Genomic DNA, 14,248 nt, shown 5'->3' on the forward strand with positions numbered 1-14,248 from the left:
GCCGAGCTGTTTGCCCTGTGCCGCCAGCAGGCGCAGGCGGATTACATCGGCGAGGCGGTCAGCCAACTCGAACACATGGTCCAGGCCGCCGAGCTGGCACGTGACGAAGGGGCAGACGAGGAGTTGGTGCTGGCCGCTTTCTGCCACGATGTCGGGCACTTCTGTGCGCCGCTGACGGCGGAAAACTCAATGGCCGGCCTGGGCCGTCGAGGCCACGAGCGGGTGGGCGCAAGCTGGTTGCTGGGATTGGGGTTCTCCCAGCGCCTGGCGGGGCTGGTGGCGCGGCATGTTGACGCCAAGCGTTACCTGAGCTGGCGCGAACCGGCTTATCTGGCAGGGTTGAGTGAGGCCAGCCGGCAGACCCTGCACTGGCAGGGCGGACCGATGACGACCCCTGAGGCCGAAGCTTTCGAGGCCGACCCGCTGTTTGCCGACAGCCTGCGTTTGCGCCGCTGGGACGAGGCGGCCAAGGTCTCCGGGAGACCTTCAACCGATCTCGGCGATTTGGAGCAGCTTGCGATACGTGTTTACCAGGCGGCGATACCTTGATGGAAAGGATCACACCAGCGCAATAAACAGGGCTTGGTTTTGGCCCGTAAATTGGGGCCCGAGAGCGGTGGGAACGACGAAGTCTCTTTCAGCGATCACTTGCTCCCGAACCCCTATCAGCATTTGCCCCTTGTTCGGGCCGAATGAACCCTAGGATCTGCTTCATTGTTCTACAACCCCCATGATAAATTCCCCGCCACGACCTCTAATCAATAGAGGGTATTCAGGGAGAGAAGTAAGTGATCAAGTCTTTGTTGGTTGGGACATTGTTGGCAATGGCATCCGCATCGGCATCTGCGATGAGTTGCGATAACCCTAGAAACGCCTATGACAGAACCTATTGCGCGTCGCTGAAAATGGTTCAGTCGGATCAGGACATCAATGATCAATACAAGAAGACGATGAGTGCGCTGAACCCGGAGCAAAAGAAAAAAGTGAAAGCCGCTCAAATCCAGTGGATCAAAAATCGTGACAGCGCCTGTTCCAACGATGGCCTGCTCTACCTGGACTGTGCCAACGAGAAGACCGAGGCGCGTATCGTCATACTCAAAGCTGTCGAGCGCGAGTGCCGTGCTGCCGGTTGCGACGACGCCAAGCTGTCGCAAGTCGAGTAACCCGTAAACGACGTCGGGCTTGCTCTCGCTGAAAAACCCGACGTAAAGCGTCGGGTTTTTCTTTGGCGGGTTCACCCGCTACCGCGGCTCGACGCTTCGCAGCCCAGCGGGAGCAAGCTCCCTCGCCACGGAGGGTTTGTGTTCCTGCATCGCGTTTGGGAATAAATCCCCTCGTCACAGTAATTCAGTTGTTTACGGTAATGGCAGGGTGCCACAATCGTTTTTTTGTTGCGTCATAACCAGGTGGTTCAAATGTATGGCCCAAGATTGCGCAATGGCCAGGATTTTGTAATAGCCGAGCAAGTGCGAACTGACCGATTGCAGCAACTGTTTCGCCAATCCGTTTCTGCGGTTTTTGGTAGTTACCTGGCTGCCATCATGCTGAGCTGGCTGTGCTGGGGTCGGTTTGAGCACGGTGTCATTCTTTGGTGGCTGGGCATCCTGACCGCATCGACGCTGTTGCGTATCGCGATGTTTGTTGCCTATTTCCGCAGCGACGAAAATCAGCGAACGCCTGAACGTTGGGAGCGCAAATACTGGGTCACGCTGGTGTTATCCGCCAGCATCTGGGGCGGCGGCGCGTTTGTGATCATGCCGGCGGACGATCTTTTATCGCAGGCGTTGGTCATGCTCTTTACGGTCGGCATGTCGGTCAGCGCGGTGTCCTGCTACTCGGCCTACCGCGACATGACACTGGTCTCCATTGGCGTGGTGTTGTTGCCGTGCACGATCTGGCTGCTGTTTCAGCCGTCCCCGATTCAAGTCGGCATGGCCCTTTCGATTCTGGTATTCACGGCATTTGCGGCCCGCGCTACGCACAAAATGTCCCAGGCACTGGAAATCGCCTTTCGACTCACCCGTGAAATGGAACAGGCCAACAGCATTTCAACCCGCGCCGCACAAACCGATGAACTGACCGGCCTGAAGAGTCGACGGGCATTTTTCGAGCATGCCCAGCAGCTTTACAACGAATGCAAGGCCAAGCGGCAAGGGTTGTGCGCGGTCATGTTGGACATGGATCACTTCAAGCACATCAACGACACCTACGGCCATCAGGTCGGCGATCAGGTTTTGCGCCAGATGGGGACGGTCATCAGTTCGTCGTTTCGGGCAACCGATATCCACGGTCGGCTCGGGGGCGAAGAGTTCGCCATTCTGCTCCCGGACACTTCCATTGAGGTTGCCACCCAGATTGCAGAACGGCTCATCGATACGATCGCGGGTTTGATGATCGAGCCTGTTCACCATATATCAGCCAGCCTCGGCGTCGCGTCGACAGAAGCCTGCAATAAGGATCTTCACAGCTTGATGAACGATGCGGATAAAGCCCTGTATCGGGCGAAGGCGTTGGGGCGTAATCGAGTGGCTGTTGCTTAGCCGGGTTGGCTTTGCCCAGCGCGAAACCAAAAAACCGCCAATTCGGCGGTTTTTTTGTACTTTTCCCTGATCCCGCGTTTGATCGTGCCCACGCTCTGCGTGGGGACGGTCGAAACCTATCATTCTGCTTATGAATTTCCCTCTCTTTGAAGGCCTGCAATTGCGCTGGTCCTGCTGATCCCCCCTAGCACCTCCTTCCCCTTGGCTCACCTCGCAGCTCACCCGGGCTGGCAACATTGCAGAGGCTAAAAATAAATTTCCTTTTAGATCAATTAGTTAATTATTAATTGGTAAATTTCTCAAAATTTGTCTTGCGCGCTAATTATTCATCCGTTAATTTTATCGCAACTGGTTAGCGCGCAAACATTTAGCGCAAACCAAATGACTTTGATCAGACCAATCAGCAAAAGAGGAAACACCATGAACGTTCTCTACACCGCAGTCGCAACCTCCACCGGTGGCCGTGATGGCCGTGCTGTTTCCAGCGACAAGATTCTCGACGTGAAACTGGCCACTCCAAAAGCCTTGGGCGGCGCCGGTGGTGAAGCCACCAACCCTGAGCAGTTGTTCGCTGCCGGCTACTCCGCCTGCTTCATTGGCGCATTGAAGTTTGTCGCCAGCCAAAGCAAACGCAGCATTCCTGCTGACGCCTCGATCACGGCACATGTCGGTATCGGCCAGATCCCTGGCGGTTTCGGTCTGGACATCGACCTGCACATCAACCTGCCAGGTCTGGATCAAGCCGATGCTCAAGCGCTGGTCGACGCCGCTCACCAGGTTTGCCCGTACTCCAACGCGACACGCGGCAACGTCGATGTCCGTTTGCACGTCACCGTCTAACTCACTTCATCTACGAATAAAAAGGATCAGGACATGAAAACGCTCAACAAAACTCTCATTGGCTCGCTTCTGGCACTGTCCCTCGGCAATGCGTTCGCGACTTCTTCTGTTCAACCTACGTTCGCCGAGGGTGGTTCGGATCGCCTGATCGAAAGCCGTGTGGCTGAAGGCGGCTCCGATCGACTCATCGAAAACCGCGTGGCCGAAGGCGGCTCCGATCGACTCATCGAAAACCGCGTAGCTGAAGGCGGCTCGGATCGGCTGATGGAAAACCGCGTCGCTGAAGGCGGCTCGGATCGGCTGCAAAACAGAGTGAGCTGAACAATCCCTTCACCGCTCCGAAAACCGGTCGAATCAGCCCATGTTGCTTCCAAAAGAAAAAACGCCGCTTATCTCTCATGAGGAAGCGGCGTTTTTTTGCAACGTGTCCCAGGATCCTAAACGATGCTATCCACCACCCCACCATCAACACGAAGCGCCGCTCCGGTGGTGGCCGAGGCCTGTTCCGAGCTGGCGTAGATGATCATGTTGGCGACTTCCTCGACGCGTGCCGCGCGCTGGATGATCGAGGTGCTGCGGTGCTGGTTGACGAAATCTGCCGCGACCTTTTCCAGGCTGTCCCCGGTGCGCTCGACGTCTGCCTGGAGCATCTGGGCAACGCCTTCGGAAAGCGTCGGCCCAGGCAGCACCGAGTTCACCGTCACGCCGGTGCCGGCGAGGCGCTTGGCCAGGCCGCGAGCGATCGAGAGTTGGGCGGTTTTGGTGAAGCCGTAGTGGATCATGTCGGCGGGAATGTTCACGCCCGATTCCGACGAGACAAACACAATCCGCCCCCAACCGCGCTCGACCATGCCCGGCGCGTAGGCCCTGGAAACACGCACGCCGGACATCACGTTGGTTTCAAAGAAGCGCTGCCATTCGCTGTCCGGCGTCTCGAAAAAGTCTTCCAGTTTGAAAATGCCCAGGTTGTTGATGACGATATCGAAGCGTGGGTATTTGGCGATCAGTGCCTGGCAGCCCGGCGCGTTGCTCAGATCGCCAACAAAGCCATCGGCCCTGGAAGCGAGGGCGCCCAAGCGCTGCAACGCGTCCTCCACGCTGCTCTCGCTGCGACCGTTGATGACCACGTGGGCGCCGGATTCGAGGAAGCCTTTGGCTGTGGCAAAACCGATACCGCTGGTGGAGCCGGTGACTAAGACGTGGCGTCCGGTGAAGTCGATATTCATGAGGGGGACTCCTTGATTAATGAGCCAGAGGAAGTGCGATATTTCTGACTGGACGGTAATCCGACGGATCTAGGGATGGCTTTGCCATCCCAACGTCGCCGATATCGCAGGCCCTTAATCATGGACACGATTGAGGCTTTGCGCCTCCTCGTGATCAATCAACCATCAGGAAGCCGACCACACCGCCAGCTCATAGCCATCCGGGTCGATGAAGTGGAAACGCCTTCCACCCGGGAACGCGAACACTTCACGGCTGATGGTCGCCCCGGCGGCTTCGAGTCTGAGTTGGGTGCCTTCAAGGTCATCCGCGTACAGGATGATCAACGGGCCGCCCGGGCGCACCGGTTCACCGGTCGTGAAGCCACCGGTCAGGCGACCGTCGCTGAATTCGGTATAGGTCGGGCCGTAGTCGACGAAACTCCAGCCAAATACGCTCGCATAGAAGGCTTTGCTGCGGTCGATGTCGCTGACATTGAACTCGATGTTATCGATCTGACGGTCTTTACCTTGAATGCCCATTGACGCTTCCTTGGCTGATTTGGGAGTAAGCGAGCTTAGGCCATTTACCCCTCACCGAGCTTGGAAAAATCGATCCGGACGGCAGGGGTTGAAGGCAGAGAAGGAACACAGCTGGCGCCGGTACCCGTGATACCTGAGGTATTGCGGGTGCAAAACGGCGCCATCTCTGCCACGTCTACACTTTAAAGCGTCCTACCAGCCTTTCCAGTTCATGACCCAGCCGTGCGAGTTCGGTACTTGAAGAAGCAGTTTCCTCGCAAGTGCTTGCCGTCTGCTCGGAGATGTCGCGAACGTTGATGACACTGCGGTTGATTTCCTCGGCGACTGCGCTTTGCTGCTCCGCTGCGGTGGCGATTTGCTGATTCATGGCTTGAATGATCGATACTTTACTCGTGATGTTTTCCAGGGCGATCACCGCGCGATGGGTAAATTCGACGCTGCTCTCGCCCAACAGCTGGCTGCTTTCCATGCCTGAGGCAACGGCATGGGTACCACTCTGTACACCGGCCACCAGACTTTCAATTTCTTCGGTGGAACGCTGGGTGCGTAAGGCAAGACTGCGCACCTCATCTGCTACCACCGCAAAGCCACGGCCAGCCTCGCCGGCGCGTGCGGCTTCAATGGCCGCGTTCAGCGCCAGCAGATTGGTTTGCTGGGCCACCGCCTTTATCACATCGAGTACCCCACCGATTTTTTCACTTTGTTCCTGGAGATGACGTACAGCATCGGCCGACTGATTGAGTTCTTCAGCCAAGCGCTTGATCTGCGCTATGGCCTCATTCACGATTTGCTCTCCCTCAGAGGCTTGCTGATCCGCGGCGGATGCGGCAGTTGAGGCCTCTTCAGCATCGCGAGCGACGTTTTGCACCGTTGCGGTCATTTCGCTCATCGCGGTGGCGACATGATCCGTTTCGGTTTTCTGATTATTGACGCCCGCATTGGTTTGCTCGGTGACCGCCGACAGCTGTTCGGCAGCACTGGCAACCTGAATGACGCCGGATCGAATGCCCTCGATCAGTTCATGAAGGTTGAGCATCATCTGCTGAAGACCTGATTGCAACTGACCCAACTCATCACACCGATTGACCTGCACGGGCTCACTCAAATCCCCCCTGGCAATACGATTCACGGCCTGTAGCGTGTACTGCAGTGGGTTAACGATTTGTTGGGTAATGATCCACGCTGCGAGTGCGCCCAGTAGCAACGTCAAGGCAGCGACAAGACCCAGCAGAACCTTGGCAGACGCGGCGTCGGCATCGCGCTTGGTATTTTGCGAGTCAATGAGCTTTTGTGTCGTATCGAGCAACAGATCACCCAGTTGCCCCATACGTTTAAATATGGGCACTTGGTCAGCATTGGGTTTGGCGAGATCAACCAGCAGTTGTCCGTATTCCTTGACCGATGTGTTCTGTTGTTGAATCAGTTGCTGGTCAATCGGGGCAGTGAACTGGGTGTTGATGTTTTGCAAGTGGGCTGCCAGATTGCCCAGAATTTTCTGCAGCGGTTGATAGGCATCTGGTTGAGGGTTTGCACCTAGACGTAAACGACTGATTCGCAGGTCTTTGGTGTAATCGCTGATTTGAGCAATTTTCTCGATTTTAACGCCGCGGTCGGTCAACGTCGTAATGGCGTACCAACCCGTGGATGCGAGTAACAACGCAAGTCCTAGTACCAGGCCGAAGCCCAAGCTTAATTTCGCGCTGACACGGATGTTGCTGGTCCAGTCAAACATAAAGACTCCATTTGTAACTCAGATGGATTGAAAATGGCGTCCTGAGTGTCGACCATGAACCTGATTGCTTTAGTTGTAGAGTGGCAACCAAAGTGCTCTGGAGGGCAACTCGCCTCATGCGTGAAAAAAATAGCGCTATGTCCAGGCTATTTGGTTAAGGCGTCGCTGAAAGGTTACAGCTCACAGCCTGCCGGCGATTGCGCGAGAGGTCCGCTGTCGAACTAAGGGGTATTTTTCAAACACTCATAAACTGTCTAGTTCTTTAGTCGAATGTTCATGATCGCTCGATTCTGGTGGATCCGCACCTCTGTTGCGAGCGCCGGAAACCGTACAGTGTGTGACGGAAGATTCAGATCTGGATGACTTGCTTTAGATAAAGAAACAGCCGGTCTTGGCAGGCTCTGTATCGGGCTTCGAGGCCCTCGACCTCCCACATTCGAGCAAGCCATACCTCATCACATGACGCGTCAATATCATTGACGGTGACGCTCCATACAGTCTGAGCGTGTTGTGTAGCCCGTAGTAATTGCAACAACTCCTCAGTGATTGGAAGCGCTTTAGTCTTAAGTCTTTTTAGCGACATCTAAACCATCCAGGACTAATTAAAGGTCGAGATTGTTTTTGCGTCGCGCACTATAAGGCTCAGTTTATGAAGGCTGTATTCGACTTATGGCTAGCAAGACAGCGCAGAAATAGACTGCTCTTGGTAGTAGTTATTCATTGGGTATATGACGCTTTAATTATTGACTGTTTTATGGTGAGGGCTGGGCATGGCGGGCCTGTATTCAAGGCCGGGTCAGGTTCCCGGCGATAAAATGATAAATCGGCCATCAAGCACCATTCGGAGTTCCAAATACATCACTGATTGGGGAGTAGGCGAATTTGGGCCACTCAGCCCTCGCTAAACTTGGAAAAATCGATCCGGACGGCAGGGGTTGAGGGCAGAGGATACCTGGTCGTCGATGATCTCCTCACTGGCAAGACGACCCACAATCGCCGCCAGGGTTACGCCGGGGTGCATGACGCACACGTATACGCCACCAACCTGCGGAAGATAACCAATGATGGGGAGGTCATCGGCAGGCATGGGTCTGTATCCGACACGAGCCGATTGCAGATCCAGGGAGACAACGCCGTGGAGTTCGCTTTTGATGGCGTTGGCGGTGCGCTGCGCGATCTCCGATGGTTGGTTTTCCAAGGCGTCGTCCAGGTAGTCTTCGGCCGCCAGCAACGCACCCTCCGGGGTTTGCCTCACTTCCATTTCAGGGCTGGAGATGAGGGTGCGCACCAGGTTGGGTGGCGAGTTGTAGCGGATGAAAATTGCCGGGGAGGCTTCTATGGGCAGGCGGACGTCAAGCAGATTGGTCAGCTTCGTGATGCCTGTACCAGCTGCCAATACGACGATATCGGCTTCGATGACGCCCACGGCGGTTTCAACACCCCGCACGCTGGAACCCTGGGTTTTAAAGCCGAGAACCGGCGTTTGAGTGAGCACTTTCGCGCCATTCGCTTGAGCACCGGCAATCAACGCATGGGTTGCTGCTACGGCGTCCAGCGCTCCTTCTTCCGCCGCATACGAAGCGTGTTGAGGAGGATTCTTGAGGTTTGGCTCAAGTTCACGGATCTGTGATTGGGATATCCGGCTTGCCGACGCTGTTGAACTCGGGCCGTAAGAGAGGGCGCCAGTCCATTGGATCTTCAGGCCGGGCAGCTGTGTTTCGAGTCGGCGGTATTCCTGGATGGCAGCACCGCGTAATGGCGCAATGGGGTCGGGTTCGCCATGGGAGGTGTTGATCCAGGCGAATGAGCTGCCGGTCACGCCTGACGCGATGCCTTCGGCCTCGACCACCGTGACATTCGCGCCTTTGGTCGCAAGATGGTAGGCCAGGGATGCGCCTACGATGCCGGCACCGATGACGATGACGCGTTTGCCTGGACCGCTATCCATTCGGCCTCCGTTGGGTTTGCCTGGGGGAATACGTTAGCCCGGTTGGGGCTGCTGCGCAGCCCAGCGGGAGCAAGCTCCCTCGCCACTGGAGGGTCGGGTCAGTTAGTTAGGCGGCGGCTGTCAGGGCGCTATCGCGAGCAAGCTCGCTCCCACAGGGATTGGGGATGGATGCGATGTCTGTGAACAAACCCGAAAACTGTGGGAGCTGAGCTTGCTCTGCTCCCACAGGGGTTCTTGGGTGTTCAAGATCAAGCATTCATCACACCCAAGCAACAGGCCTTCAGTACCACCGCGCCTCACCCGGCGGGCGTTTCTTGAAGCGTTTCATGCTCCACATGTACTGGCTCGGGTAGGCCCGCACGTAGCGCTCCACCACTTGGCTCATGGCGGCGCAGGCCGTTTCGGTGTCGGTGCTGTACATGGCCTCCGGGGCGGCTTCGAGGATGACTTTGTAGCCGGAGCCGTCCGGCAGGCGCAGGGCGTGGAGGAAGACGCCGACCGCTTTGCCGCCGGCGAGCATGTTCGGCACGAACTTGCTGGTCAGGGCCTGGGTGGCGAAGAAGGGCACGAAGATGCCAGCGGATTCAGACGGCTCCGGGTCGGCGGGGATGCCCACCTGGCCGCCCTTGCGCACTTCCTTGATGACACTGAGGATGCCTTCCTTGGTCGATGCGGCGACTTTGTTGCCCAACTGCACCCGCTGTTTGCGCAGCAGTTCATCCACCGCCTTGAGCTTGGGCGGACGGTAGAAAATGATCGGTTTGCACTGGCTGCAATAGAAGTGGTTGAGCACTTCCCAGTTGCCCAAATGGCTGGTGATGCCGACCACGCCTTTGCCGGAGGCCAGCGCTTCTTTCAGCACCTCCAGGCCTTCGACTTCACGCACCAGCTCTATGGAGCGCTGGGCCGGCCAGATCCAGGCGCAGGCGCTTTCGGTCAGGGATTTGCCGATGTCCTTGAGGCTCTGGCCCACCAGGCGTTCGCGCTCGGCCGGGTCCATCTCGGGAAAACATTTGGCGAGGTTGATCCGCACCACATCGCGGGAGCGGTTGGGCAGCTTCCACATGAACCAGCCAATGGCCGAGCCCACCGCTTGCACCGCGCCCCAGGGCAGCAGCGCAAACAACCGCAGAGCGCCGACCAGCAAGGCGCCTTTCAACTTATCCACAGGTCACTCCTGAATGTATGGGCCGTGTTGCGAGCCGGCTATTCTAACCGCCGTTTACCAACTCGGCGTAGCGGTCGCAATCCTGGGTGTGGTCCATGACCATGCCCGAGGCCTGCATCAGCGCATAACAAATGGTCGGCCCGACGAAGGTGAACCCGGTTTTTTTCAAGCCTTTGCTCATCGCCAGTGCCTCGGGCGTGATGGCCGGCACTTCGGTGCGGTCCTTGAAATGGTTGATGATGGGTTTGTCGCCCACGAACGACCAGAGAAACGCCACCGGGTCTTCCAGCGCCAGCCAGGCCTGGGCGTTACGGCGGGCGGCCTTGAGCTTGAGACGGTTGCGGATGATGCCGGGGTCGAGCATCAGTTCATCGATTTCGGCGTCGCTCATCTGCGCCACCCGCTGCACATCGAAGCCGTACAGCACCTCCCGGTAGCGCTCGCGTTTGCGCAAAACGGTGATCCAGGACAACCCGGCCTGGAACCCTTCGAGCAAAAGCAACTCGAACAAACCCTGCGCATCGCGCAGCGGCGTGCCCCACTCCTGATCGTGATAAGCCATGTACAACGGATCGTCAGAACACCAAAAGCAGCGTGGCATAAGGCTCCAGGGGGCGTGCGCACGAACGAATCGGGTATACTCCCGCTCTTTAAATCGCAGCCCAAGAAACAGGTGAATTTCGTGAGCCAGCCTACGCCAGCCGTGCGTACCTTCCAAGACTTGATCCTCGCCCTCCAGCAATACTGGGCCGAGCAAGGTTGCGTGGTACTTCAGCCCTACGATATGGAAGTAGGCGCCGGCACTTTCCACACTGCCACGTTTCTGCGTGCCATCGGCCCGGAAACCTGGAACGCCGCTTATGTGCAGCCCAGCCGCCGCCCGACTGACGGCCGCTACGGCGAAAACCCGAACCGTCTGCAGCACTACTACCAGTTCCAGGTCGTCCTGAAGCCGAACCCGGAAAACTTCCAGGAGCTGTACCTGGGCTCGCTCAAGCACGTGGGCCTCGACCCGCTGGTGCACGACATTCGTTTCGTCGAAGACAACTGGGAATCGCCAACCCTGGGCGCCTGGGGCCTGGGCTGGGAAGTCTGGCTCAACGGCATGGAAGTGACCCAGTTCACCTACTTCCAGCAAGCGGGCGGCATCGAGTGCTACCCGGTCACCGGCGAAATCACCTACGGTCTGGAACGCCTGGCCATGTACCTGCAGGGCGTGGATTCGGTCTACGACCTGGTGTGGGCCGACGGCCCGTTCGGCAAAGTGACCTACGGCGATGTGTTCCACCAGAACGAAGTGGAGCAGTCGACCTACAACTTCGAACACGCCAACGTCGAGAAGCTGTTCGAACTGTTCGATTTCTATGAAAGCGAAGCCAAGCGCCTGATCGAGCTGGACCAGCCGCTGCCGTTGCCGAGCTATGAAATGGTGTTGAAGGCGTCCCATACCTTCAACCTGCTGGACGCACGCCGGGCGATTTCCGTGACCGCGCGCCAGCAATACATCCTGCGTGTGCGCACCCTGGCGCGTTCCGTTGCGCAAGCCTACCTGCTGGCCCGTGCCAAGCTGGGCTTCCCGATGGCGACCCCGGACCTGCGTGATGAAGTGTTGGCTAAGCTGGAGGCTGCACAATGAGTGCTCAAGATTTTCTGGTTGAACTGGGCACCGAAGAACTGCCACCCAAAGCCCTGAACACCCTGGCCGATGCGTTCCTGGCCGGTATCGACAAAGGCCTGCAAGCTGCCGGCCTGGGCTACGAAGCCAAACAGGTGTACGCCGCGCCGCGCCGCCTGGCCGTGCTGATCACCGCCCTGGCGACCCAGCAGCCAGACCGCAGCATCAATCTCGACGGCCCGCCACGCCAGGCCGCGTTCGATGCCGACGGCAACCCGACCCAGGCTGCCCTGGGCTTCGCCAAGAAGTGCGGCGTGGACCTGAGCGAAATCGACCAGAGCGGCCCGAAGCTGCGCTACAGCCAGAGCATCAAGGGCAAGCCGACCGCCAGCCTGTTGCCGACCATCGTCGAAGATTCCCTCAATGACTTGCCGATCCCCAAGCGCATGCGCTGGGCCGCGCGCAAGGAAGAGTTCGTTCGCCCGACCCAATGGCTGGTGATGTTGCTCGGTGACCAGGTCATCGATTGCACGATCCTGGCCCAGAAGGCCGGTCGCGATTCCCGCGGTCACCGCTTCCATCATCCACAGAGCGTGCGCATCACCTCGCCGGCCAACTACCTGGCCGACCTGCGTGCCGCCTACGTGCTGGCCGACGCCAACGAGCGCCGCGAACTGATCAGCAAGCGCACCGAAGAGCTGGCCACCCTGCAGGAAGGCACCGCCATCGTGCCGGCCAACCTGCTGGACGAAGTGACCGCGCTGGTGGAATGGCCGGTGCCGCTGGTGTGCTCGTTCGAGGAACGTTTCCTTGAAGTGCCGCAGGAAGCCTTGATCACCACCATGCAGGACAACCAGAAGTACTTCTGCCTGCTGGACGCCGAAGGCAAGTTGCTGCCGCGCTTCATCACGGTCGCCAACATCGAAAGCAAGGACCCGCAGCAGATCATCGCCGGTAACGAAAAAGTCGTTCGCCCGCGCCTGACCGATGCCGAGTTCTTCTTCAAGCAAGACAAGAAGCAGCCGCTGGAAAGCTTCAACGAGCGCCTGCGCAACGTGGTGTTCCAGGAAAAACTCGGCAGCGTCTACGACAAGGCCGAGCGCGTGTCGAAACTGGCGGCGTTCATCGCCCCACGCATCGGCGGCGACGCCCAGCGCGCGGCCCGTGCCGGGATCCTGTCCAAGTGCGACCTGTCCACCGAGATGGTCGGCGAGTTCCCGGAGATGCAAGGCGTCGCCGGTTACTACTACGCCCTCAACGATGGCGAGCCGCAGGACGTGGCCCTGGCACTGAACGAGCAGTACATGCCCCGCGGTGCTGGCGCTGAGCTGCCGACCACCCTGACCGGTGCGGCCGTGGCGATCGCTGACAAGCTCGACACCCTGGTCGGCATCTTCGGTATCGGCATGCTGCCCACCGGCAGCAAAGACCCGTATGCCTTGCGTCGTGCGGCGCTGGGCGTGTTGCGGATCCTGATCGACAAGCAGCTGGACCTGGACCTGAACGACGCAGTGGCGTTCGCCGTCAATGCGTTCGGCAGCAAGGTCAAGGCTGCCGGCCTGGCCGATGCCGTGCTGGAATTCATCTTCGACCGCCTGCGTGCGCGTTATGAAGACGAAGGTGTCGAAGTCGCCACCTACCTGTCGGTGCGTGCCCTGAAACCGGGTTCGGCCCTGGACTTCGACCAGCGTGTACAAGCGGTGCAGGCGTTCCGCAAATTGCCGGAAGCGGCAGCGCTGGCGGCAGTGAACAAGCGGGTGTCGAACCTGCTGGGCAAGGCCGACGGCAACATCGCGGCCACCGTCGAAGCCAAGTACTTCGACAACGCCAACGAGTTTTCCCTGTATTCGGCGATCCAGCAGGCGGACCAGGCGGTCCAGCCAATGGCGGCGGCACGTCAGTACAGCGAAACCCTGGCGCGCCTGGCTGCACTGCGCGAACCGGTGGATGCGTTTTTCGAGGCAGTGATGGTCAATGCCGAAGACGCCAAAGTACGCGCCAACCGTTACGCGCTGCTGGCGCGTCTGCGTGGGCTGTTCCTCGGCGTCGCCGATATTTCCTTGCTGGGGTAAAGCTTGAAACTGCTGATTCTCGATCGGGACGGGGTGATCAATCACGACTCCGACGCTTACATCAAATCGGTGGAGGAGTGGTTGCCGCTGCCCGGTTCGATCGAAGCCATCGCGCAGTTGAGCAAGGCCGGCTGGACGGTGGCGGTTGCCACCAACCAGTCGGGCATTGCCCGCGGTTACTATGACCTCGCCGTCCTGGACGCCATGCATGAGCGCTTGCGCACCCTGGTGGCGGAGCAGGGCGGGGAAGTCGGCTTGATCGTCTATTGCCCGCACGGTCCGGATGAAGGTTGCGATTGCCGCAAGCCCAAGCCGGGCATGTTGAACACCATTGCCGCGCATTACGGCGTGGCGCTGGCGGGTGTGTGGTTCGTCGGCGACAGCCTCGGTGACCTGGAGGCGGCCAAGGCCGTCGATTGTCAGCCAGTTTTGGTAAAGACCGGGAAAGGCGAAAAGACTCTGGGCAAGACCCTACCGGTGGGCACCTTGATTTTTGACGACTTGGCGGCGATTGCCGCTGAACTTATCCACAATTAGAGCTCCCAAGACAACCTGATCAAGGATTGTTCGGGAAGCGCTTGAACAGGC

13 protein-coding genes and 1 pseudogene are annotated in these 14,248 nt (G+C 58.4%); 8 read left to right on the forward strand and 6 right to left on the reverse strand.

Annotation, left to right across the window (positions count from 1 at the left end):
• Nucleotides 1-75 precede the first annotated feature (75 nt).
• The 5 genes and pseudogenes from Q7F16_RS09120 to Q7F16_RS09140 form a co-directional block, all read left to right on the forward strand.
• Nucleotides 76-549 (forward strand): HD domain-containing protein, encoded by a 474-nt coding sequence (locus Q7F16_RS09120; protein WP_409555835.1) that lies wholly within the window; start codon nt 76-78, stop codon nt 547-549.
• A 239-nt stretch (nt 550-788) separates the two neighbouring features.
• Nucleotides 789-1,163, forward strand: a complete 375-nt coding sequence (locus tag Q7F16_RS09125; RefSeq protein WP_079302089.1) for a lysozyme inhibitor LprI family protein — start codon at nt 789-791, stop codon at nt 1,161-1,163.
• A gap of 252 nt (nt 1,164-1,415) precedes the next feature.
• Nucleotides 1,416-2,540, forward strand: coding sequence for a GGDEF domain-containing protein (locus Q7F16_RS09130; RefSeq protein ID WP_079302090.1), 1,125 nt, complete (start codon nt 1,416-1,418; stop codon nt 2,538-2,540).
• 420 nt (nt 2,541-2,960) lie between these two features.
• Complete coding sequence (locus Q7F16_RS09135) at nt 2,961-3,380, forward strand: organic hydroperoxide resistance protein (RefSeq protein ID WP_003196182.1); 420 nt, start codon at nt 2,961-2,963, stop codon at nt 3,378-3,380.
• A gap of 33 nt (nt 3,381-3,413) precedes the next feature.
• Nucleotides 3,414-3,698, forward strand: a pseudogene (locus Q7F16_RS09140) (hypothetical protein); the annotation flags it as partial.
• 119 nt (nt 3,699-3,817) lie between these two features.
• Here Q7F16_RS09140 and Q7F16_RS09145 read toward each other — a convergent pair.
• The 6 genes from Q7F16_RS09145 to Q7F16_RS09170 form a co-directional block, all read right to left on the reverse strand.
• Nucleotides 3,818-4,606, reverse strand: a complete 789-nt coding sequence (locus Q7F16_RS09145; protein ID WP_095974692.1) for an SDR family NAD(P)-dependent oxidoreductase — start codon at nt 4,604-4,606, stop codon at nt 3,818-3,820.
• Between the two features lie 165 nt (nt 4,607-4,771).
• Entirely contained in the window at nt 4,772-5,125 is a 354-nt protein-coding gene (locus Q7F16_RS09150; RefSeq protein ID WP_079302092.1) for a VOC family protein, read from the reverse strand.
• A gap of 175 nt (nt 5,126-5,300) precedes the next feature.
• Nucleotides 5,301-6,857: a methyl-accepting chemotaxis protein gene (locus tag Q7F16_RS09155; RefSeq protein WP_046063388.1), complete on the reverse strand. Its 1,557-nt coding sequence runs from the start codon at nt 6,855-6,857 to the stop codon at nt 5,301-5,303.
• Between the two features lie 901 nt (nt 6,858-7,758).
• Nucleotides 7,759-8,805, reverse strand: a complete 1,047-nt coding sequence (locus Q7F16_RS09160) for an NAD(P)/FAD-dependent oxidoreductase (protein ID WP_409555679.1) — start codon at nt 8,803-8,805, stop codon at nt 7,759-7,761.
• A gap of 280 nt (nt 8,806-9,085) precedes the next feature.
• A complete protein-coding gene (locus tag Q7F16_RS09165) occupies nt 9,086-9,973 on the reverse strand; it encodes a lysophospholipid acyltransferase (protein WP_046063385.1) in 888 nt (295 codons plus the stop codon).
• Nucleotides 9,974-10,016: 43 nt separating this feature from the next.
• The gene (locus Q7F16_RS09170; protein WP_046063384.1) at nt 10,017-10,574 is read right to left on the reverse strand and encodes a DNA-3-methyladenine glycosylase I; all 558 of its coding nucleotides are present in this window, start codon (nt 10,572-10,574) and stop codon (nt 10,017-10,019) included.
• An 81-nt stretch (nt 10,575-10,655) separates the two neighbouring features.
• Between Q7F16_RS09170 and glyQ the strand changes: the two genes are divergently transcribed.
• Genes glyQ through gmhB form a run of 3 tightly spaced genes read left to right on the forward strand, consistent with a single transcriptional unit; the run spans nt 10,656 to nt 14,197 of the window.
• Nucleotides 10,656-11,609: a glycine--tRNA ligase subunit alpha gene (glyQ, locus tag Q7F16_RS09175; RefSeq protein WP_003177094.1), complete on the forward strand. Its 954-nt coding sequence runs from the start codon at nt 10,656-10,658 to the stop codon at nt 11,607-11,609.
• Nucleotides 11,606-13,660: a glycine--tRNA ligase subunit beta gene (gene glyS / locus Q7F16_RS09180; protein ID WP_046063383.1), complete on the forward strand. Its 2,055-nt coding sequence runs from the start codon at nt 11,606-11,608 to the stop codon at nt 13,658-13,660. The genes glyQ and glyS overlap by 4 nt, the downstream gene beginning before the upstream one ends.
• A gap of 3 nt (nt 13,661-13,663) precedes the next feature.
• The gene (gene gmhB / locus Q7F16_RS09185; RefSeq protein WP_046063382.1) at nt 13,664-14,197 is read left to right on the forward strand and encodes a D-glycero-beta-D-manno-heptose 1,7-bisphosphate 7-phosphatase; all 534 of its coding nucleotides are present in this window, start codon (nt 13,664-13,666) and stop codon (nt 14,195-14,197) included.
• Nucleotides 14,198-14,248: the final 51 nt, after the last annotated feature.

The sequence above is a fragment of the Pseudomonas sp. Lb2C2 genome (assembly GCF_052112205.1).
Taxonomy (GTDB): Bacteria; Pseudomonadota; Gammaproteobacteria; order Pseudomonadales; family Pseudomonadaceae; genus Aquipseudomonas; species Aquipseudomonas kilonensis.